Here is a 21459-nt window from a genome sequence, read left to right on the forward strand (position 1 = left end):
GCCACACCCGACAGGCGCGTGTGCACGTCGCCGCCGCCCAGGTCTTCCGCCGTGACGACCTCGCCCGTAGCGGCCTTGACCAGCGGCGGGCCGCCCAGAAAGATCGTGCCCTGGTTCTTGACGATGATCGATTCATCGCTCATCGCGGGCACATAAGCGCCACCGGCCGTGCAGCTGCCCATGACCACGGCGATCTGCGAGATGCCCATGGCGCTCATGTTGGCCTGGTTGAAGAAGATGCGGCCGAAGTGGTCGCGGTCGGGGAAGACTTCGTCTTGATTAGGCAGGTTGGCACCGCCGGAGTCCACCAGGTAAATACAAGGCAGGTGGTTCTGCTGCGCCACTTCCTGCGCGCGCAGGTGCTTCTTGACGGTGAGGGGGTAGTAGGTGCCGCCCTTCACTGTGGCGTCGTTGCACACGATCATGCAGTCCACACCACTCACGCGGCCAATGCCTGCAATGAGCCCCGCGCTGGGCGCGTCGTTGTTGTACATGTTGAGCGCAGCCAGCGGCGCGAGTTCGAGGAACGGCGTACCCGGGTCCAGCAGCATCTGCACGCGCTCGCGCGGCAGCAGCTTGCCGCGTGCGGTGTGCTTGGCGCGGGCCGCCTCGCCGCCGCCCTGGGCGACCTTGTCGAGCTGGGCGCGCAGGTCATCCACCAGCGTGCGCATGGCCGCGGCGTTGGCCAGGAAGTCCGCCGAGCGGGCGTTGAGTTGGGTGTCGAGAATGGTCATACGGTGTTGCTCTTTCAAGCGGTCTTTTGTTCTTCCAGACCCAGTTGGTCCTTCATCTCATCGCGGATCTTGAACTTCTGGATCTTGCCCGTCACCGTCATCGGAAAGCTGGTGACAAAGCGGATGTAGCGCGGCACCTTGTAGTGCGCGATCTGGCCCTTGCAGAAGGCGCGGATGTCGTCCTCGGTGGGCTGGGTGCCGGGCTTGGCGATGATCCAGGCGCTGAGTTCCTCGCCGTATTTCTGGTCGGGCACGCCCACCACCTGCACATCCTGCACCTGCGGGTGGCGGTACAAAAACTCTTCAATCTCGCGTGGGTAGATGTTCTCGCCACCACGGATCACCATGTCCTTGATGCGGCCGAAGATGTTCACGTAGCCCTCGGCGTCCATCGTGGCAAGGTCACCGGTGTGCATCCAGCCGCCTTCGTCAATCGCCTCGCGGGTCTTGGCCGGGTCGCCCCAATAGCCGTGCATGACGGAATAGCCCTTGGTGCAAAACTCGCCCCGCTGGCCGATGGGCACCACGGCACCGGTGTCCGGGTCCACGATTTGGATCTCCAGGTGCGGCTGCACCTGGCCCACCGTCGATACACGCTTGTCCAGCGGCGTGTCGGTGCTGCTCTGGCAGCTGACGGGGCTGGTCTCGGTCATGCCGTAGGCGATGGTGATTTCGCGCAGATTCATCTGCTCCACCACACGCTTCATCACCTCGGTGGGGCAGGGCGAGCCCGCCATGATGCCGGTGCGCAGGGTGCTGAGGTTGAACTCGGCAAAGCGCGGGTGGTCCAGCTCGGCGATGAACATGGTGGGCACGCCGTGCAGGCCGGTGCAGCGCTCATCCTGCACTGTCTGCAGCACCGTCAGCGGGTCGAACCCATCGTTGGGGTAGACGATGGCAGAGCCATGCGTGAGGCAGGCCAGGTTGCCCAGCACCATGCCAAAGCAGTGGTACAGCGGCACGGGGATGCACAGCCGGTCTTCGGGCGTGAGCTTCATGCACTCGCCGATGAAGAAGCCGTTGTTCAGGATGTTGCGGTGCGTGAGCGTGGCGCCCTTGGGGAAGCCCGTGGTGCCGCTGGTGAACTGGATGTTGATGGGGTCGGTGGCCTTGAGCGAGCCAGCCACCTGGGCCAGACGCGGGTCGGCCGCGTTGCCGCGTGCCAGCAGGTCGGTAAAGCGCAGCAGGCCAGGCTCGTCGGCGCCCTGCCCCGCTTGGTCGATCCACACCACGGTGTTCAGGTGGGGCAGCTTCACGGAGCCCAGCTGGCCCGGCTGCTGGTGGTGCCACGCGGGCGCCAGCTCGCGCAGCATGCCCAGGTAGTCGCTGGTCTTGAACCGCGCCATGGTCACCAGCAGCTTGCAGCCCACCTTGTTCAGCGCGTATTCGACCTCGGACGTGCGGTACGCCGGGTTGATGTTGACCAGCACCAGACCCACCTGTGCGGTGGCCAGCTGCATCAGCACCCATTCGGCATTGTTGTGCGACCAGATGCCCACGCGGTCGCCAGGGGTGAGCCCCATGCCCAGCAGCGCGCTGGCAAGGCGTTCCGCCTCGGCCTGCAGTTGGGCGTAGGTGTAGCGGCGGCCCTGGTGCACGCTGACCAGCGCCTCGCGGTCGGGCTGGCGGGCCACCATGTCGGCAAAAAAGGCGCCGATGGTCTGCTCGATCAGGGGAACATCGGTGGCGCCACGGGCGTAACTGTCCACCAGTGGTGCGGGGTTCGTTGAGGCTGCACTCGTCACGGGTTTGTCTCCTCGGCTCTGTCATGCGGCCTGCTCCGCAAGAACATGCGGGCGGGCGATCCGTAAGCATAGAAGCCTGAACCCTTGGCGGGTGGACACAATGGTTGCAAATCGTGCCATGGCTGGCACACTCTGTGGCGTGAAGACCACCGCCCCCACCGACCATCGTCTCCCAACCACTCCATCTGCCCCTGCCGCAACGCCCATCGCCTTTGTGCGTGCCATTGTTCTGGCGTACGAGCGGCGCGACCTGAGCCCCGAACGTGCCCTGGCCCAGGCACAGATTGCGCCGCAGCTGCTGCGCGATGACAGTGCCCGCATCACCGCCTGGCAGATGGAGCAGATCTCCGACGCCGCCATGCAGGAGCTGGACGACGAAGCCCTGGGCTGGTTCAGCCGCCGCCTGCCCTGGGGCAGCTACGGCATGCTGGCGCGCGCCAGCATCAGCTCGCCCACGCTGCAGGTGGCCCTGGCCCGCTGGTGCCGCCACCATGGGCTGCTGGCGGACGACATTGCCCTGCACCTCACCACCCAAGGCGACACCGCCACCCTGGCCATCACCGAGGCCCGCGACCTGGGCGTGCTGCGCGAGTTCTGCCTGGTATCCGTGCTGCGCAACGCCCACGGCCTGGCCTGCTGGATGGTGGACTCGCGCATTCCGCTCATTGCCGCAGAATTTACCTTTGATGCGCCCCCGCACTCTGATGCGTATGCCGTGCTGTTCCGAGGCCCCGTCACCTTCCACGCGCCACGCACCGCCATCCACTTCGACGCCCGCTACCTGCACCTGCCCCTGCGCCGCGACGAGCAGGCCCTGCGCCAGATGCTGCAACACGCCCTGCCCCTGACGGTGCTGCACTACCGCCGCGACCGCCTGCTGGTGCAGCGCGTGCGCCAATTGCTGGCCGCGCCCCTGCCGGGGCAACCGGCCCACGCCCTGCCCCAGCACAGCGCCGAATCGCTGGCCGCGCTGCTGCATGTGTCACCGCGTACGCTACACCGGCAACTGAAGGAAGAAGGAGCCACGCTGCAAGGCCTGAAAGACGAGGTGCGCCGCACCCGCGCGGTGGAGCTGCTGCACCGCACGCAAAGGCCAATCAAGCAGGTGGCCGAGGCGGCGGGGTTCGAGAACGAGAAGAGTTTTATCCGGGCGTTCCGCGGGTGGACGGGGCAGTCGCCGGCGGAGTTTCGGAGAGTGGTGCGGGTGCCGTAGGCGTGAGCAGAAAACAGATTGAATGGGGTCGATCCGCTGGATGCTTTTCTATTTACATCCCAGAACAAGCGCCTGTGTAAGAGAGCATCTTCACCAGCCCGACGCCAGACACCATTCAAACCAAGTTCCAACGCGACTCGAATGACGGCGAAAGCACCAGAACCCTGGTGCTGTGTTTGTCGCTTTTTCTAAACCCCAGAGTTGGCATGCACAGTCCGTCGCAAGTCCTCGCTGGGGGTGGCTTCAAAGTGCCTCAGGTAGTCGCGACTGAACTGCGAAGAACTCTCGTATCCCACTGCAAACGCCGCACCGGATACGTTGTGCTCCCCGCCTATCAACAGGCGACGCGCCTCCAGTAGCCGCAGCTGCTTCTGGTACTGCAACGGACTGAGACCCGTGATCTCCCGAAAGCTGCGATTCAGACTGGCGCGGCTCATCCCGCAGGCCACGCCGACATCCTCGACCTTGAATGACCTGTCAAAGTTCTGACCAATCCAGCCGATGGCTTTTCGCACCTTAGGCAAGGGTCCCTTGGCACTTGCAATCTGGCGCAACAGCTTTCCATGCGGACCTGACAACAGCCGATACAGCAGTTCTCGCTCAAGCAGGGGGGCAAGAACCGGGACATCCTGCGGCCGCCCCATAAGCACCAGGGAACGGGCCAAAACATCCTCCAGCTCCCGGTTCATGGGTGCAGTCGATAGCCCAAATTCGCTACTTTCGCCATCACTCGAAACAGGCATGGACAGGATCAATTCATTGAGTAGCACCGGATCCAAAACCAGCGTCAGAGCGACATAGGGCCGTTGCTGGGCATCACTGTAGACCTGCCCCATCAGCGGCAGATCCAGCGCGCTAACCAGATAGTGGCCCGCCTCGTAGCGCAGCACCTTGTCACCGAAGGAGACGCGTTTGCTTCCTTGCAGGATGAAACACGCCATGGCGCGGTACTGGCAAGCGTTCTCACTTTCCTGTCCTTGATCGACATGTAACTCGATGCGGGGAATGTTCGACTTCAAAGTACCGGGTTGGATGCTGTGCACCACAGTTTCCAGCGGGCTCGAAAGGTGGGTGTCCATGGGTAGCTCGGCGGTTATCACAGCGAATGAGTCAATCGTGCAAGAGAACAAGCGCATCGGGCAAGCCCTGAAAAGCGCTTCGCCCTAAATTGTGAGCTCTTGGCGATATCCGCCATTTCAAGCACAGAAATGAAGTGAGTTCACCCATGACAGCAAAAATTGCTCTGATTACCGGCGCGAGCCGTGGGCTTGGCCGCAACATGGCCCTGCATCTGGCCGAGCGGGGCATCGGCATTGTCGGCACCTATCGTACGGGCCAGGATGAGGCAGCTGCGCTTCAGCGACAGATTGAAGAAAGCGGCGGCAAGGCGGTGATGCTCCGGCTGGATGTGGCTGACACCGCGTCCTTTCCCGCATTCGGCGAAGCAGTCCGTGCGTCCTTGCAGGATCGCTTTCAGCGCCCCCGTTTTGACTACCTCGTCAACAACGCTGGCATAGGCTTGCATGCCCCGTTCGCCGAAACGACCGAAGCACAGTTCGACGCACTCGTGGACGCCCATCTGCGCGCACCGCTGTTCCTGACACAGCAGCTGCTACCACTTCTCGAAGACGGCGGCAGCATCCTGAACATGTCAACGGGCTTCACGCGTTTCACGCTGCCCGGCTACAGCGTGTACGCGGCGGTCAAGGCCGCCGTCGAAGTGTTGACACGCTACATGGCCGTCGAACTGGGCGAGCGCCGCATCCGGGTGAACACGATCGCGCCGGGCGCCATCGCAACCGACTTCATGGGCGGCGCGGTGCGTGATAACGAAGGAATCAATGCCTACGTCGCTCAAGGTATCGCCCTGGGACGCGTGGGCCAGCCTGATGACATCGGGAGAGCCGTGGCGGCCATTCTTTCGAGCGACTTGGCCTGGGCCAATGGCACGTCGTTCGATGTGTCGGGCGGGCAGCTGCTGTAGGTGGACAGCGCGTCGTATTTCACAACCAAACCACCGGGAGAAGTTCAAATGAAGTTTGCGCTGTTGGCAATGGCTGTCGCCTTTTTTTCACCGACGGTTAGGTCGCAGACCTGCAGCACGCCCAGCGAGGCAGAGCATCGAAAGTTGCGAACACCCATCGAAACCGTCACCGCCTTCAGCGCTGCCTTCCTGAAGGACAACGGAACCTCTGCAATTCGGCAATGGTTCACCCCAAGAACCGTCTGGGTCAATGAAGGCGTGTCGACAACAACAGGTATCGAAGAGGCACTGGCGTTTCTCAATCGCCCCGGCAAATCATCCGACATCTCCGCTGTTCATTTCGACATGCTTGCCATCGCTGCGGATGGCAATCGTGTGCTGACCGAGCGACTCGACCGCTTCGTCCGCGCTGATGGGAGTTCCGTCGCCGCCGTAAAGGTGATGGGTATCTTCGAGGTGGAAGGCGATTGCATCGTCGCTTGGCGGGACTACTTTGACGTCAACTTTTCCAAAAAGATATCGAATACACAGAAATAGGCTCAACAGCCGTCAGAAGCCCCAGAGCAGAAATCAAGGAAGGTTTCTTCGCGCAACGCGCTACCTGTGCAGGACTTCGCCCATCATTCTTAAACCACCTATGTCAACCTCTGCACTCAGCCTCATCAGCCACCCTCTCTGCCCATTCGTACAGCGCGCCGCTATCGTGCTGCTGGAAAAGGGCATTCCCTTCACCAGGATTGACGTGGACCTTTCGGCAAAGCCTGCTTGGTTCCTGGCGATGTCTCCGACCAGCAAAGTGCCCTTGCTCAAAATCCATGACCACAACGGTACGCACAAGGTGTTGTTCGAAAGCATGGCCATCTGCGAGTATCTGGAAGAGACACAGGCCGGTGCACCGCTGCACCCTGGCGACCCACTGGTACGCGCGCAACACCGTGCCTGGATCGAGTTTGGATCGGCGACTCTGGCCGATGCCTGGGGTTACTTGAATGCCAAGGATTCCACCGCAGCCGGCATGAAAGCCGTGGCTTTCAGGGACAAGCTTGACCGTCTGGAAGACGCGCTCGGTACTGGCCCTTACTTTGGAGGAGACCAGTTCAGCATGGTAGACGCCGTGTTCGCTCCCGTATTTCGCTATTTTGAAGGGCTGGCGCCTGAAAAAAATGCAGCGATCTTTGAGGGAATGCCGAAGATAGGTGCTTGGCGCTACAGCCTCGCAGTACGGCCCAGTGTGATCGCTGCGGCACCTTCAGACTATGCAGCGCTTTTTCACGCCCACTTGCAGCGATACGATTCTTGGTTGGCACCGTAATAGCTATCCCGCTCTGCACAACACGGCTCACCAGAAGACTGCCCGGCAGTACTTTCACCAACGTCCTCGCTTCTGACCACCGTGCGTCGCAAGCTAAGCTAAGGACAGTCACAGTCACGCGTACACGCACCCATGCTCCATCTCCACCACTGCATCAGCGCCCGCTCCTTCCGCCCCCTGTGGATGCTCGAAGAGCTGCAACTGCCCTACCAGCTCCACATGCTGCCCTTCCCGCCCCGCGCCAAGGCCCGGTGGTTTCTGGACGAGAACCCGCTGGGCACGGTGCCGCTGCTGGTGCAGGGCGATGTCCGCATGACCGAATCGGCGGCCATGTGCCAGTACCTGGCCGCCACGCACCCCGACGCAGGGCTGGATGTGGCGCCCACGCACCCGGCGTATGGCGCGTACCTGAACTGGCTGCACATGAGCGATGCGACGCTGACCTTTCCGCAGACGCTGGTGCTGCGCTATGGCCGGTTTGAGACCGCAGAGCGCAAGCAGCCGCAGGTGGTGGAGGACTACAGCCGCTGGTTTCTGGCACGGCTGCGCGCGGTGGAAACGGCCCTGACCCACAGCGGCAGCGAGCACTTGTGCGCGGGACGCTTCACGGCGGCGGATGTGGCGGTGGGGTATGCATTGCTGCTGGCGCAGCACCTGGGGCTGGCGCCGCAGTTTGGGCCCGCTACGCAAGCGTATTGGCAGCGGCTGCAGCAGCGGCTGGGCTACCAGCGCGCGATGGAAGTGCAGGTGCGGGCGGCAGAGGAACAGGCCGTGCCCACGACCCCGGCGCCGGATACGCGGCCCTGAGCGCGCGCCCTCAGTCCTTGGCCTGCAGCCCCGCTGGCGGTGCATGCGGCGCATGGGGCTCGGGGCTGAGCAGCGATTGCACCAGCGCCCGGAACTCGGGCGAGTGGCGCAGCACGCTGCCGCCCGCCTCGATGAGGTCGGTGACTTCTTCCGATGTGATCGAGAACGCCGTGGGCACCTGCAGCAGGCGGCGGCGCGCAATGTCGTCGGGGGCGTCGCGCAGGTTGACGGAAATGACATGGATCTCTGCCTCGGGCGCGAACACGTCGTTGGCGCCGGTGGGGCCTGACGCCAGCGAGCGCTGCCATTGGCGTGTGATGTCGCGCAAGAACTCTTGCGTCTCGCGCGTGGCGCGGGCGCCGGTGCCAAACAGCAGGGCATCCACCACCTGCGCCATGTTGGGCACCTTGTCGCTCATGTCGATGTTGACCGAGGGGTCGCGCTCGGCGTTCACCGTGATCAGCACCAGCTTGCGGATGGTGGCAGGCGGTATGCCAACCTCGCTGAAGGTCTGGCGCAGGCCGCCATTAGCCAGGGCGCGGTCCAGCAGGCGCTGCACCCCCAGGTTGTCGGCCAGGCCGCCATCGACCAGATGGATGTAGGGCTTGCGCTGCGCATCCACATAGTTCAGTTCATGGGCGCGATTGAGCCGCACGCGGTAGTCGCCCCCCGCCGCCCCTGCGACCGCTGGGGAGGGACGATCGGGGCACTGGTCGGCGTAGTTCTTGAGCGTCATCGGGCTCAGCAGCAGCGGCACCGCCGACGAGGCCGCCACGGCGAACGACAGCGGCACCTTGCGCAGGTCCGAGCAGATCAGCGAAAACTGCTCCCAGGTGAACTCAAAGCCGGTGCCCAGCGACATGTCGGTGGCGGTGATGAACAGCTGCGGGTGGCGCGGGCGCCGCTCCACGTCGCCAAAGGTGAGGCCGCCATACAGCTCGTCCAGCCGTCGCGCCAGCAGGTGCGAACGGCCCAGCCAGGGGGAGGTCAGGTCGATAAGATTGCCCGGGCGCAGCGCCTGGGTGATGAGGCTGTTCTGGAAGTTCTGGCGCAGAAAGTCCTGCTCAAAGCGTGGCAGCCCCTCAATGCCATGCGCTGCAAAGTAGGCCGCCACAATGCTGCCGCCCGACACACCGCTGACCACATCGGTAGCGTCCAGCAAGGTGGTGGGGTTGCCGTTCCACACAAACCGCGTTTGCTGCAGCTCGGTCAGCACGCCATAGCCAAACGCGGCGGCCCGCGCCCCACCGCCTGACAGCGTGACGGCCACGAGGATGGTCGGGTCGCGCTCGGACTTGCGCACAGGGATATTCTGATCGCCCGCAGGCAGGGGTTCGTTGATCCAGGGTTTGACCGACGAACAGCCCGCCAGCAGCGCCAGGGCGGCGGCCACTACCGTGTGCTTCATGGCCCGCGCGAAGGTGTTCATCGCCATGTCCCTTTTTTCTGTGCACCCGTGTCAGCAGCCGAGAAAAGCGGGCAGCTCGGCCATGCTGCGAAACACGTGGTGCGCCCCTGCCGCCCGCAGCGCGGCTCCATCGTCCAGCGGGGCGTAAGCAAACACGGTGGCCCCGGCAGCCACACCGGCGGTAACGCCGGTCACGGTGTCTTCGACCACCGCACAGCGCGTGGGCGCGGCCTGCAGCGCTGCCGCGGCGGCGAGGTACACGTCGGGCGCGGGCTTGGTGGCGGGCATCTCGTGGCCGCTGAAGATGCGGCCCGCAAAGTACGGCGCCAGGCCCACCTTGGCCAGCTGCATCTCGACTTTGAAACGGTCGGCCCCCGAGGCACAGGCAATGCGCCCGCCATGGTGGGCGTGCACACGCTCGACAGCGCCGTGGATGTGCTCGATGGCGGTGAGCTGCGCCTCCAGCGCAGCATTGCGGCGCGCGTAGAAGGCGGACATCCATTCGTCGGTCAGCGGACGGCCCGTGTGGTGCTCAATGCGCGCGGCCTCGCTGCGCACCATCTTGCCGATGAAGAGGCGCATGCACTCATCCGGCGTCAGCACCCACCCGGCCTCGGCCAGCATGTCGCGCAGCACGCCGTTGGTGATGGGCTCGCTATCCACCAGCACGCCGTCACAGTCAAACAGGATTGCTTCAAATTTCATAGCTATCAAGGCATATTGCACTATCGCTTGAGGTGGTTTTGGCTTGAATTTCAGCCATGGAGGTCTCCATCGACATACAACCAGCGCCCCTCCTCGCGCACAAAACGGCTGGTCTCGTGCAGGCGCACGGCGCGCCCAGCGACACGGTAGCGGGCCACAAACTCGACCACGGCGTGGTCGGCATCGGTGGCGACGTATCGGCGCACGTCCAGCCCGAGCCATTTGGCCCCCGCATCAAAGTCGAGCGTGGCCGGGCGCGTGCTGGCGTGCCAAGTGGCCTGCAGGTAGTCGGCCCGCTCGCACGCAAAGGCGGTGTAGCGCGATCGCATGAGGCTTTCTGCATCAGGGGCAGCGATTACATCGGCCCCGGGTGCAGGGACATAGCGGCCGCAGCAACTGGCGAAGGGCAAGTGCGATGTACCTTTGCCCTTGCTGCCACCCGGGCTCGCAGGCGCCAGGCGCCCGCAGGGGCAGGGGTCGTTAGGCTGTGGCAAAGGCATCGTGACGTCTCTCAGCGCAAGGCACCAAACACCTTGCGCGCGATGGCGGTGCCTGCAGCAGCCGGGTCCTGGCGAATGCGACGCTCTTCCTCGCCGATCATGAGGTACAGGCCATCCAGCGTCTTGCCGGTCACGTACTGCGCCAGGTTGGCGTCTTCGGCCTTCAGCAAGCCAAAACTCGCGGCCTTGCCCGCGAAGGCGTTGTATTTCTGCGTGAGGCCGACTTTCTCCGTGGCCTCGTTCACCACGGGCAGAAAGCGCTGGCCCAGTGGCGTGCGCGTCTTGTCGGCAAAAAAGGCGGTCACCGAGTTATCGCCACCGGTGAGGATGTTCTTGGCGTCGGTCACCGTCATGTTCTGCACCGCGCCCACCAGCAGGTCCTTGCCCATGGGCACGGCCGCTTCGGCGGCGCGGTTGATGGACACCACCAGCTCATCGATGCGCTTGCCCTGGCCCAGCGACTTCATCACCTTGGCGGCGTCGTCCAAGTAGCCGGGCAGGCCGATGCGCACCTTGGGGTTGCCCAGAAACCCGTCGTTGCGGCCCAGCAGCGACACCGCCGCCTGCGCCCCCTGGGTCAGCGCGGCCTTGAGGCCGCTGGAGGCGTCGGCATTGGTGAGGTCGCCCAGCGACAGCGCCCAGGCGTGCTGCGCGGTGGCGCACAGCAGCGCACCCATGAGGCTGGTTTGGTGGAATTGGCGGCGTTGCATGGGGCGGTACTTTCGATGGGGGCAGCAGAGGAGGCCCGCTCGGCCGCCACTGCAATGAGGGCGCACTGTGCCGGAGCCGTGCGGGGGATTGCCCGGGATTTTCGCTCAGCGAATGAGGGGCAAGCCGCAGGCCGTAGACTGGCCCCACCCAAGCATCCAACAAGGAACCTTGCAATGTGGCAAATGAGTGTGCCGTGGTGGGAGTTTGTGCTGCGCGGCGTGGTGGTGTATCTGTTCTTGCTGGTGTTCATGCGCCTGTCGGGCAAGCGGCAGACAGGGCAGTACGAGCCGTTTGACCTGATCCTGCTGCTGATCCTGTCGAACGCGGTGCAGAACTCGATGAACGCGGGCGACAACTCGCTCGTGGGCGGGCTGATCTCTGCCAGCACGCTAATGCTGCTGCACGTGGCGCTGGCGCGGCTGGCGTTTCACTTCCCGCGCATCGGGCGCTGGGTGGACGGCAAGGCCCAGGTGCTGATCCACCAGGGCGAGCTGAACCAGGCGCTGATGCGCAAGGAGCTGCTGACCCGCGACGACGTGGAGGCCGCACTGCGCGCCGGTGGCTGCCTGCACGCGCACGAGGTGGAACGCGCCACCATTGAGACCAACGGGCAGATCACCGTGGTGCTGCGCCGCCGTGGCGAAGAGGGCTGAGCCGCCCCGCGCCCACTCCAACAATCTGCGCCCCCATAGGCCCTCACAACACACGCGACCCGATATGACTGCACTGAACGTTCTGGGCACCCTGCTGATGCCCTGCTCCTACGACCCGCTGACCGGCTACTACCGCGATGGCTGCTGCAACACCGACGAGCACGACCACGGCACCCACGTGATCTGCGCACGCATGACACAGGCGTTTCTGGACTTCTCGCTGTCGCGGGGCAATGACCTCATCACCCCGCGGCCCGAGTACCGGTTTGCAGGACTCAAGGCCAACAACCGCTGGTGCCTGTGCGCCCTGCGCTGGAAGGAAGCCTACGAGGCGGGTGTGGCACCGCCGGTGATCCTGGAATGCACCCATGCCCGCGCGCTGGAGTTTGTGACGCTGGTGCAGTTGCAGAGCGCGGCGCTGTCGAGCAGCTGACCGTTCTGACAAGCGCGGTGGCGCACCCCGGGCCGGGTGTGCCACCCCTTGCACCCTACCTCTGTCGGGTTGCCGGTGATTGGCTGCACGGCGAAAGATCAGGACTTTGTGTTCCTCCCTTTCGCTGCACATGCGGCCACATCCGTCACCATGACCATCACCCTTTCTGCCCCGCTGCGCCGCGCGCGTGCCGCTGCCACCCCGCCCCGTTCAACCACCCCGCTACGCCTGTGCGCAGTCAGCGCTGCCGTGGCTGCTGCTGCACTGCTGAGCGGCTGCGAGACCACCAACATGCGCATAGGCAGCGCCGATGCCAAGACCGTGGCCACCGGCAGCGCTGCCGGCGGAGCCTCCACCGGCGCCAGCGACTCGCTGGAGCGTTGCGAAAGCCCGCTGGGCACCGTCTCCCTGATCGAAAACCAGCAGGCCGGCTGGTACACCATCCTGCGCGACCAATACCGCCTGCCACCCACCGCCAACCTGCTGCGCCTGCTGGTGCAGCAGTCCAACTGTTTTGTGGTGGTGGAGCGTGGCGCAGCCGGCATGAACGCGATGACGCGCGAGCGCGCGCTGATGCAGTCGGGCGAAATGCGGCAGGGCAGCCAGTTTGGCCAGGGGCAGATGGTGGCCTCGGACTATGGCCTGTCGCCCGAAATCGTGTTCCAGAACAACAATGCAGGCGGTGCCTCCGCCTCGCTGGGCGGCCTGGTCGGTGGCCGTGCAGGGGGCCTGCTGGCAGCCATCGGCGGTAACATGAACACCAAGGAGGCCAGCGCGCTGCTCACGCTCATCGACAACCGCTCTGGCGTGCAGGTGGCTGCGTCGGAAGGCAGTGCCGCCAAGACCGACTTTGGTGCCATGGGGCAACTGCTGGGCGGCTCGGGCGGCGCGCGCATGGGGGGCTACTCCAACACGGCAGAAGGCAAGGTAATTGCGGCCGCCTTCATGGATGCGTTCAACCAGATGGTGCAGTCGCTGCGCAACTACCGCGCCCAGACGGTGAAGGGCCAGGGCCTGGGGGGTGGCGGGCGGCTGAGTGTGGACGGCGCCGCGCCACCCTCGCAGACATCGGCCGTGCGTGCTGCCGCGCAAAGCAATGGAGCCACCGCAGGACTTTCGCTGCGCGATGCGCAGGCGCGTCTGAATGAGCTGGGCTACAACGCGGGCACGCCTGATGGCGCCATGGGCGGCAAGACCACCGCAGCGCTGCGCGCCTTTCAGAAGGACAAAGGACTGCCCACATCCGGGCGGCTGGATGCGGCCACAGCGGCGGAACTCGCTCGCTGAAGCCTGAGGGATGCCCCGGGGACACCGGGGCGGGTGGCACTGCAGCCATGGGCGCACTCCAGCACAAAGCGGATCACATCCGATCAAAGAAAAGCCCCCGCAGCAACTTCGTTCGCTGCGGGGACTTTGGGTTGATTGGGGGGCCGTACAGCCCCCAGCACTCAGTTTTGCGTGTAGCAGGTCCTGGCGGGCAAAACGGTGTCCACGTAGCTCTCCACGCTGGCCGCTGTCGGGAACGCGGTGGGTATCTGATCGCCAAAGATGCACAGGCGGGGCCCCTTGCGTGCCCAGACAGCGCGCGATGTCAGGCCCGACGGCTGGGTCCACAGCCCCCAGAACGCGGTCAGCGTGGCCGTGCTGCCGTTGCGGTCGAACGCCACATTGCCCACATCGGTCAGCGGACCTGCGACGGTGCCCGTGCCGGAACAGCTGGCGTCGGCATAGGTCACCACACCGATCTGCCCCGTCACGCGGGTGTCGCTCTGGCGGGTGATGCGCCACAGCGAGCGTCCCCAGGTTCCTGGCCGCACCACCACGCACAGCTCCTGCTTCCAGTCGCCCTCTGGCAGCCCCAGCGCCGCCGTCGCGCAGCTCACGTCCACCGAACTCACATTGGCCGACCCTACCGTGCCCGTTCCGTTGCGCACCGTGCAGCTCTGGCCCGAAGGCTGCGTGCGCACCGTGATGGCGTAGGCCGTGCCACCCGCCAGTGCCGTGCCGAACGTGAAGCCGCCGTTGCTGGAGACCGACAGATCGTCGCGCCCGTTGTTCTGCAACGCCACCGCGCTACCCGCCAGGCCGCTGACCGAGCCGCCCACCGTGTAGGTGGCAGCCGCCAGGTTTTCGCAGCGCACCTGCACGTTGCTCACGTTGGCAGTGGCTGTGCCGGTGCCTTCCGTCACCGTGCAGCGCTGCCCGCTGGGCTGGGTCTTCACGGTGACGGCATAGGCAATGCCGTTGTCCAGGCGCGTGGCGAACACGAAGTTGCCATTGGCATTCACGGTCAGGTCGTCCTTGCCGGCGTTCTGCAGCGTCACCGTTTTGCCAGCCCCCAAGCCGCTGACCGCGCCGCTGATACTGAATGCACCAGCGCTGGGCGGAGGCGTGCCATTGTCGTCATCACCACCGCCACAACCCAACAGCAAGGCGGCCGCCAGGCCCAGGGGGGCCCAGCAGAAGATAGGTCGTGCAGAGTGCCAGGTGCGCCCGGCACCCGTTGCGCTGGCTTGTCGTGTCATGAACAGAAACCTCGTGATGGTGAATGGAGCGCGGATTCTGTGCAGCACCCCATCCCGGGCGAAACCCTACGCTGGTAGGGTTTGCGCGCCGTCCGTCCTGCTGAACACTTGGCAGAATTTGCCCGCAGGCATACCTTCTGGCACCGGCATCCCGCCGGGTTACGCCCCTCCACCACCGCATGTCCTCCACCTCTCATTACGCGCTCATCCTTGACGACCATCCGTTGGTGGCACACGGCATGGCCGAATTCCTGCGCGCCCGACTGCCGCAGATGGACGTAGTGGTGGCCGCAGGGGCAAACGACCTTCTGCGCTGGGTGGACACGCGGGGCACGCCGGCCATCGCGCTCATCGACTTCTGGCTGGCAGAAGGCGCCGCCGTGGGCCTGATCGCCCAGGTGCGCAACCACTGCCCCGGAATGCCCATCGCGGTGATCAGTGGCGACGATGACCCCGCCGTGATGGACCAGGCCCGGCAGGCAGGCGCGCAGGGCTTCATACACAAACAAGCGGCGCCTGAAACCTTCGGGCTGGCGGTGGAGGCCTTGCTGAGCGGGCTGGTCTGGTTTGAGCCGGGCCATCCGGGCAGCCAGCCGCTGCGCAGCCGCGACCTGCCGGTGACACCGGCCGAGCTGGGCCTGTCTGCGCGGCAGGGCCAGATCCTGGCGCTGGTGCTGCAGGGGCTGCCCAACAAGCGCATTGCATCGCAACTGGATATTGCAGAGAGCACCGTGAAGGAGCACGTGACGGGCATCCTGGAGCGGCTGCGGGTGCGCACACGGGTCGAGGCCATCACCCTGCTGCGCGGGCGGCGGCTGGAGCTGCCCTGATGCGCCTTGTCCGGGCTGTGGTGCTGGTCGCGGCCTTGTGCCTGCAGACAGCATTGCCCGTAAGGGCGCAGGCACTGAACCCGGACCTGGCCGAGCTGGACCGGCTGCAAAACCTGTCGCAACGCAACAGCGCCGAGGCCGTGCAGGCGCTGCAGGCCGCCGCGGCACGTTTTGCCAACGCGGCCGATGCCGCGACCCGGCGCACTTACTTGGCGGCGCTGACAGACGCGGCCTTCGAGACCGGGCAGGCGACGGTGGTGACCGAGGGCATTGCGCAGCTGAAGGCGCTCGCCGCTGCGCAGAAAGATCCGTCGTCGCAGGTGCTGGCCGTCTGCTTCGAGGCCCGGCAACTGGCCGTGGCGGGAAAAACACGCGCCGGACTGGACGCACTGGCGCGCGAAGCGGTAGCCGCCGAGCGCGCACCCGACCCCTGGGTGCGCTGGCTCTACCACCTGACGCTGGGCGCACTGCACAGCGGCAACGGCCAGTTCGAAACGGCGATGACCCACCTGCTGCGCAGCCTGGAACTCTCACGCACGCTGCCAAGCCAGGCAGCCACGTCTGAGTTGCGGTCGCGCACCCACCTGGAGCTGCTGCACTTCGACATGAAGAACCCGGACCGGGCGCTGCAAACCATCCGCGAGGCGTTGCCCCTGGCCGAAAAGCTGGACGCCCGGCAGGCGCTGGGCTGGCTGCACCTGCACCGTGGCAATGTGGAAAACGTGCAGGGCAACCTCGACACCGCCGTGGCCGCCTACCGGCAGTCCCTGCAGATCGCCCGCGCTGGAGGGCTCACCGGGCTCCAGGCCACGGCGCTGAACAACCTGGGCGACGTCCTGCTGCAGCGCAAGGCGTATGCCGCGGCCGAGCCCGTGATGCGCGAGGCCCTGGCCGCGTACCGCAATGCACACGAGCTGAACGGGGCCGCAATGGCGCAAGCCAATCTGGGCTTTGCACTCATGGGCCAGGGCCGCATTGCGGCCGGCGTGCACGAGGTGGAGGCGGGTATCCGGTTTGTGCACGAAGCGGGCTCCCTGCCCATGGAAGAGCAGTTGCTGGGCGAGCTGTCGCGCATGTACGAGCAAGCCGGCCTGTACCGCGAGGCCATGGCCACCACCCGCAAGCAGCAGGCGCTGGCCAAGGAGCTGTTCCATACCGAGCGCGACCAGGCTGTGACGACCTTGCAGGAGCGCTTTGACAGCGCTGAACGGCAGCGCCAGATCGAGCAGCTGGCGCAGGCCAACCGGGTGCAGGATGCCGAGTTGCGCGTGCGCCGCATGCAGCAGATCGGACTGGCGGCTGCGGTGGCACTGGCACTGCTTGCGGCGGGCGCCAGCTTCTGGCTGTACCGCCGCACGCGCACTGCCAATGAGGCCCTGGCCGCAGCCCGGCGCCAGGCGGAAGGCGCCCTGACCGAGAAAAACCTGTTCCTCGCCACCGCCAGCCACGACCTACGCCAACCCGTGCACGCCATGTCCTTGATGGTGGAGGCGATCAACCTGCGCAATACCGACCCGGTCCTGCGCCCGCTGGTGGCCGACCTGCGCACCAGCATGCTGGCCATGAGCCAGCTGTTCAATGCGCTGCTGGACCTGTCGCGCCTGGAGTCGGGGCAGCCGCTGGGCCACAAAGCCGCCGTGGACCTTGGCGCGCTGCTGGCGGACGTTGTGCGCCTCTTCCGCGAGCAAGCCAGCCTCGGCGGCCTGACCCTGCGGCTGCGGCTGCCGCGCCGTGGCGCCACCGTGTGGGCCGAGCCGGTGCTGCTGCGCCAGGCGCTGGCGAACCTGGTGCAGAACGCCATCCGCTACACACCGCAGGGCAAGGTGCTGGTGAGCGCACGCGCACGCGGCGGTGACTGGCTGGTGGAGGTGCGGGACACGGGCATTGGCATCGCCCCCGCCGATCAGGCCCGGGTGTTCAACCCCTACTACCGGGGAGCGCGGGCCGATCAGATGGACGAAGCGGGGCACGGCTTGGGCTTGGCTGTGGTGGCGCGCTGCGCCGAGCAGTTGGGAGCGGCGTACGGCGTACGTTCGCTGGCGGGACAGGGTTCGCGCTTCTGGCTGCGGCTGCCAGCCCACGTGGCACCCGATGCAGGCGCGTCCACCGCCCCCGCAACGGCACACCGCCAGTCCATCGTGGACCGCCCGCTGCAGGGCCAGTGCCTGGTGCTGGACGATGACCCCCAGGTGCTCAAGGCCTGGCGCGCCATGCTAGAAGCCTGGGGCGTGACGGCAGCCTATGCCACCACCGGGGCCGAAGCCCATGGCCGGCTGGACGAAGGCCTGGTGCCAGATGCCATCTTCTGCGACCAGCGACTGCGCTCGGGCGAGAGCGGCTTTGACCTCCTGCGCACGCTGCTGGCCCGCTGCCCTGCCGCCCGGGGTGCGATGGTCAGCGGCGAGTTCGACGCCCCCGCATTGCGGGACGCAGAAGACGAGGGCTACCTGGTGCTGCGCAAGCCCGTGAACCCTGCAGAACTGCACGCTGTGCTGGCGCAGTGGCTGGCCCCCAGCAACAGGCGGCAGGACCAGAGCGCGGTTCCTTTCCCATAAGCACAGTCAGCTACCTTTTCAATAGCGCGGCAGTACACCTACCGGTGTCTTTCGAAGCCCCGGCCGCCGCAGAACGTGCGGTTGTTGCCTGCGGCCTGCTCAGGCAAAGGCAGGTATCACGGCACCGGTCGTCTGCCAGCGGTGCACCGCCCGTCTGCCCGCTGCACGCGGCGATCACGCAGCCCCCTACCATCCGCAGCCAACGACCGGCGACACCGACACGCTGGCAAGTCATATGAGGAGGGAGCCACGCCATGACCGCTACCGGGACCACCCCACCGCCCGGCCAGCCCCGCTGGCTGTACCAGGCGCAGGATGCGCAAGGCCGCCCCACCGAGGGCTTCGTGCATGCCCAGACGGCCGAAGAAGCCATGCAGGCCATTGCGGCGCTGCAGCAGCCCCCGCTGACCCAGGTGCAGCTGCACACCTCGGGGCTGTATGCCCGTGCGATGACCGAGATGGCGGACGACGCACTGGGCACCCTGGACGTGAAGGCACTGCGCCAGCTGGCGCGCGACCAGATCGAAGCCCAGGAGAACCCCGGCCTGTGGACCACGCTGCGCCAGCTGCTGCGCAACAACCGCACCTGGCTGCTGGTGTGCGCGGCCCTGGTGGCGCTGGCCATGTGGCGCCAGTGGAGCGCGTGGGTGCAAGGGATTCTGGTGCTGGCCATGCTGGCGCCGCTGGGGGTGTTTGCCTACATGCACCAGTTTCAGCGCATGTACCAGCAGATGCTGCACGCGCACGCCACGGGCGACCTGCCCCGCCTGGACGTACTGGCCCAGCGGCTGGCCCGCGCCGCCGAACGGCATGCATTCTTGCGACAGCCCGCCTGGGACGCAGCCGTGCGCATGGCCTGGTTCGAGGCGCGCGCCGAAGGGGTGGACGCCGCCATCCTGCGCTTGCGCATCCACCCCATGCGCCCGGCGGACGAAGGCGAATTCTTGGCCCGCATCTATACCTTGCCCCTGGCCACGGGCGACCATGCGGGTTTTACCGCCCGCCTGCGCGAGCTGATGGCGCAGCGGCCGGGAGAGCCCACTTTGCAGTTGGACCTGGCCCTGGGTGAGGCCCGCGCGGGCCACACCGACGAAGCGCAGCGCCTCGTGGACACGCTGCAGCCCGCCATGCTGCCACCCCACGGGCAAGCGTTCATCGACTGGGTGCGGGGCATGATTGCGCTGCGCGACCCGGCCCGGGCGGGCGAGGCCGCCAGCCACCTGGGCAAGGCGTGTGAGCAGTTTCTGGGGATGGTGCGCAAGGCCCCGGGCGCCTGGCCCTCAATGGCCGTGTGCACCTGCGACTACGCACTGGCCCTGGCATGGAGCGGGCACGCCGAAATAGCGCGCACCGTGTTTGCCAGCGTGCAGCCGGTGGCCCGGCACCATGCCGAGCCCGAGCGGCTGGCGCTTCTGGAGCGCGAGTTGCGCCTCAGGGGCTGAGCGGTTTTGAGCCGCACCCGAAAGGCCGGCGAAAGGCCGGCCGAGGAAACTGACTCGCAGTCTCAGACCAGCGCGCGCTGGATGATGATCTTCTGCACGTCGCTCGTGCCTTCGTAGATCTGGCAGACGCGCACGTCGCGGTAGATGCGCTCCACCGGGAAGTCGTTCACCACGCCGTAGCCGCCCAGCGTCTGGATGGCGGCGCTGCACACACGCTCGCCCATCTCGCTGGCAAACAGCTTGGCCATGGCGGCTTCCTTCAGGCAGGGCTTGCCGGCATCGCGCAGCGCGGCGGCGTGCCAGATGAGCTGGCGTGCGGCTTCGATCTGCGTAGCGCAGTCCGCCAGGCGAAAGCCCACGGCCTGGTGGTTGAAGATGGCGGTGCCAAAACTCTCGCGCTCCTTGGAATAGGCCAGCGCCGCGTCAAACGCGCTGCGCGCCATGCCCACGCTTTGTGCAGCGATACCGATGCGCCCGCCTTCGAGCGCGCCCAGGGCGATCTTGTAGCCCTCGCCCTCGGCGCCAATCAGGTTCTCGGCCGGGATGCGGCAGTTGTCGAAGTTGATCTGCGCCGTGTCGCTGCTGTGCTGGCCCAGCTTGTCTTCCAGCCGCGCCACCACATAGCCCGGGTTGCTGGTGGGCACGAGGAATGCGCTCATGCCCTTCTTGCCCGCGCCCTTGTCGGTCACCGCGATGACGATGGCCACATGGCCGTTCTTGCCGCTGGTGATGAACTGCTTGACGCCGTTGATCACGTATTCGTCGCCCTGCTTCACCGCCGTGGTGCGCAGGGCGGAAGCATCAGAGCCCACATGCGGCTCGGTCAGGCAAAACGCGCCCAGCATCTCGCCACGTGCCAGGGGTGTGAGCCAGTCGCGCTTTTGCTGCGCGTTGCCGTAGCGCATGAGGATGGCGTTGACGGGGCAGTTGGTCACGCTGATGGCGGTGCTCGTGCCGCCATCACCGGCAGCGATTTCTTCAAGCACCAGCGCCAACGTGACGTAGTCGAGGTGGGCGCCGCCAAACTCTTCGGGCACGCAGATACCGTAGGCACCCAGCGCGGCCAGGCCCTGGTGGGCCTCCTTGGGGAAGTGGTGTTCCTTGTCCCAGCGTGCGGCATTCGGCCACAGCTCGGTTTGCGCAAAGTCGCGCACCGCGTCGCGGATCATTTCCTGGTCTTGGGTCAGCAGCATGGGAGTGTCTCCAGAGTCGTTGTTCAAAATTCGGGGGCTTAGTGGCTTGCGGACTACCAGTGGGCAGCGCGGCGGCCGTCGTAGTGCAGCAGGCGGCCCTTGTCAGCAGCAGTCACGCTGGCCAGCGTGCTGCGCAGGCCGCGCACACTGTCTTCCACCGTCAGCGGCGCACCGCCGCCGCCCATGTCGGTCTGCACCCAGCCGGGGTCGATGGTGACCAGCGTGGCGCCAGGGTAGTCGTGCTGCGCGGCGGCCACCGCCATGTTCAGCGCGGCCTTGCTGGTGCGGTACAGCCACGAGCCACTGTTCGGCACGCTGCCAATCTGTGACATCGAGGACGACAGAAACGCAAACACGCCGCCCGCCTCCGCCACCAGGGGCGCCACCTGCGGAATGGCCTGCATGGCGCCCAGCACGTTGGTGTGCATGACGGCATCAAAGTCTTGCTGCGTGGGTGGGGTGAGCGCGTTGGGGCGGCGGATGACACCGGCCACATACAGCGCCAGGTCCAGCTTTTCGCCGTCAAGCTGCCAGGCCAGGCCGCTCACGCTGGCGGGGTTGGCCACATCCACGGTGAGCACCTCGGCGCCCAGCGCCAGCACGCGCTCGCGGCCGGCATCGTCGCGCACGGTGGCGATCACGCGGCGGCCTGCGCTGGTGTACTGGCGCACCAGCTCCAGGCCGATGCCCCGGGACGCGCCCATCACGA

The 21459-nt window shown here is 66.0% G+C and carries 21 protein-coding genes; 11 read left to right on the plus strand and 10 right to left on the minus strand.

Annotated elements, in window-relative coordinates:
* Together ISS20_RS13805 and ISS20_RS13810 are read right to left on the minus strand one after the other, a co-directional pair.
* A partial coding sequence (locus ISS20_RS13805; RefSeq protein WP_291437477.1) for a carboxyl transferase domain-containing protein occupies positions 1–734 on the minus strand: 734 nt, incomplete at its 3' end.
* 14 nt (positions 735–748) lie between these two features.
* Positions 749–2479, minus strand: coding sequence for an AMP-binding protein (locus tag ISS20_RS13810; protein ID WP_291437480.1), 1731 nt, complete (start codon positions 2477–2479; stop codon positions 749–751).
* Positions 2480–2579: 100 nt separating this feature from the next.
* On the opposite strand from ISS20_RS13810, the gene ISS20_RS13815 reads away from it, so the two are divergent.
* A complete protein-coding gene (locus tag ISS20_RS13815; RefSeq protein ID WP_291437482.1) occupies positions 2580–3692 on the plus strand; it encodes an AraC family transcriptional regulator in 1113 nt (370 codons plus the stop codon).
* 188 nt (positions 3693–3880) lie between these two features.
* Here ISS20_RS13815 and ISS20_RS13820 read toward each other — a convergent pair whose 3' ends face one another.
* Entirely contained in the window at positions 3881–4771 is an 891-nt protein-coding gene (locus ISS20_RS13820; RefSeq protein WP_291437484.1) for an AraC family transcriptional regulator, read from the minus strand.
* Positions 4772–4917: 146 nt separating this feature from the next.
* Here ISS20_RS13820 and ISS20_RS13825 point away from each other — a divergent pair, with 146 nt between their 5' ends.
* The 4 genes from ISS20_RS13825 to ISS20_RS13840 all read left to right on the plus strand — a co-directional run bounded on the left by ISS20_RS13825 (position 4918) and on the right by ISS20_RS13840 (position 7795).
* The gene (locus tag ISS20_RS13825; RefSeq protein WP_291437486.1) at positions 4918–5676 is read left to right on the plus strand and encodes an SDR family oxidoreductase; all 759 of its coding nucleotides are present in this window, start codon (positions 4918–4920) and stop codon (positions 5674–5676) included.
* A 48-nt stretch (positions 5677–5724) separates the two neighbouring features.
* On the plus strand, positions 5725–6213 hold the full coding sequence (locus ISS20_RS13830) for a limonene-1,2-epoxide hydrolase family protein (RefSeq protein ID WP_291437488.1): 489 nt from the start codon (positions 5725–5727) through the stop codon (positions 6211–6213).
* Between the two features lie 100 nt (positions 6214–6313).
* Entirely contained in the window at positions 6314–6988 is a 675-nt protein-coding gene (locus ISS20_RS13835) for a glutathione S-transferase family protein (RefSeq protein ID WP_291437490.1), read from the plus strand.
* Positions 6989–7120: 132 nt separating this feature from the next.
* Positions 7121–7795 (plus strand): glutathione S-transferase family protein, encoded by a 675-nt coding sequence (locus tag ISS20_RS13840; protein ID WP_291437492.1) that lies wholly within the window; start codon positions 7121–7123, stop codon positions 7793–7795.
* A 10-nt stretch (positions 7796–7805) separates the two neighbouring features.
* Here ISS20_RS13840 and ISS20_RS13845 read toward each other — a convergent pair whose 3' ends face one another.
* From ISS20_RS13845 to ISS20_RS13860, 4 genes are read right to left on the minus strand one after another with little or no spacing between them, the layout of a single operon-like run.
* Entirely contained in the window at positions 7806–9230 is a 1425-nt protein-coding gene (locus tag ISS20_RS13845) for a patatin-like phospholipase family protein (RefSeq protein ID WP_291437494.1), read from the minus strand.
* A gap of 24 nt (positions 9231–9254) precedes the next feature.
* Entirely contained in the window at positions 9255–9908 is a 654-nt protein-coding gene (locus ISS20_RS13850; protein WP_291437496.1) for an HAD family phosphatase, read from the minus strand.
* A gap of 50 nt (positions 9909–9958) precedes the next feature.
* On the minus strand, positions 9959–10408 hold the full coding sequence (locus ISS20_RS13855) for a YchJ family metal-binding protein (protein WP_291437498.1): 450 nt from the start codon (positions 10406–10408) through the stop codon (positions 9959–9961).
* Between the two features lie 11 nt (positions 10409–10419).
* Positions 10420–11118 (minus strand): DUF4197 domain-containing protein, encoded by a 699-nt coding sequence (locus ISS20_RS13860; RefSeq protein ID WP_291437500.1) that lies wholly within the window; start codon positions 11116–11118, stop codon positions 10420–10422.
* Between the two features lie 174 nt (positions 11119–11292).
* Between ISS20_RS13860 and ISS20_RS13865 the strand changes: the two genes are divergently transcribed.
* From ISS20_RS13865 to ISS20_RS13875, 3 genes are all read left to right on the plus strand, one after another.
* Positions 11293–11772: a YetF domain-containing protein gene (locus ISS20_RS13865; RefSeq protein WP_056057813.1), complete on the plus strand. Its 480-nt coding sequence runs from the start codon at positions 11293–11295 to the stop codon at positions 11770–11772.
* A gap of 64 nt (positions 11773–11836) precedes the next feature.
* A complete protein-coding gene (locus ISS20_RS13870; protein ID WP_291437503.1) occupies positions 11837–12205 on the plus strand; it encodes a DUF2237 domain-containing protein in 369 nt (122 codons plus the stop codon).
* A gap of 150 nt (positions 12206–12355) precedes the next feature.
* Positions 12356–13492, plus strand: a complete 1137-nt coding sequence (locus ISS20_RS13875) for a peptidoglycan-binding domain-containing protein (RefSeq protein WP_291437505.1) — start codon at positions 12356–12358, stop codon at positions 13490–13492.
* Between the two features lie 161 nt (positions 13493–13653).
* Here the strand turns inward: ISS20_RS13875 and ISS20_RS13880 are convergent, their stop codons facing one another.
* On the minus strand, positions 13654–14730 hold the full coding sequence (locus tag ISS20_RS13880) for a hypothetical protein (RefSeq protein ID WP_291437507.1): 1077 nt from the start codon (positions 14728–14730) through the stop codon (positions 13654–13656).
* A 179-nt stretch (positions 14731–14909) separates the two neighbouring features.
* Here ISS20_RS13880 and ISS20_RS13885 point away from each other — a divergent pair, with 179 nt between their 5' ends.
* The 3 genes from ISS20_RS13885 to ISS20_RS13895 all read left to right on the plus strand — a co-directional run bounded on the left by ISS20_RS13885 (position 14910) and on the right by ISS20_RS13895 (position 19557).
* A complete protein-coding gene (locus ISS20_RS13885; RefSeq protein ID WP_056743754.1) occupies positions 14910–15560 on the plus strand; it encodes a response regulator transcription factor in 651 nt (216 codons plus the stop codon).
* Entirely contained in the window at positions 15560–18115 is a 2556-nt protein-coding gene (locus tag ISS20_RS13890; RefSeq protein WP_291437510.1) for an ATP-binding protein, read from the plus strand. Before ISS20_RS13885 ends, ISS20_RS13890 begins: the two co-directional genes overlap by 1 nt.
* Positions 18116–18369: 254 nt before the next feature.
* Positions 18370–19557, plus strand: coding sequence for a hypothetical protein (locus tag ISS20_RS13895; protein WP_291437512.1), 1188 nt, complete (start codon positions 18370–18372; stop codon positions 19555–19557).
* Between the two features lie 62 nt (positions 19558–19619).
* Here the strand turns inward: ISS20_RS13895 and ISS20_RS13900 are convergent, their stop codons facing one another.
* Both ISS20_RS13900 and ISS20_RS13905 read right to left on the minus strand, forming a co-directional pair.
* The gene (locus ISS20_RS13900) at positions 19620–20750 is read right to left on the minus strand and encodes an acyl-CoA dehydrogenase family protein (protein WP_291437514.1); all 1131 of its coding nucleotides are present in this window, start codon (positions 20748–20750) and stop codon (positions 19620–19622) included.
* A 53-nt stretch (positions 20751–20803) separates the two neighbouring features.
* Positions 20804–21457, minus strand: coding sequence for an SDR family oxidoreductase (locus tag ISS20_RS13905; protein WP_291437516.1), 654 nt, complete (start codon positions 21455–21457; stop codon positions 20804–20806).
* Positions 21458–21459 lie beyond the last annotated feature (2 nt).

This window comes from Acidovorax sp., assembly GCF_016783915.1.
GTDB lineage: Bacteria > Pseudomonadota > Gammaproteobacteria > Burkholderiales > Burkholderiaceae_C > Acidovorax.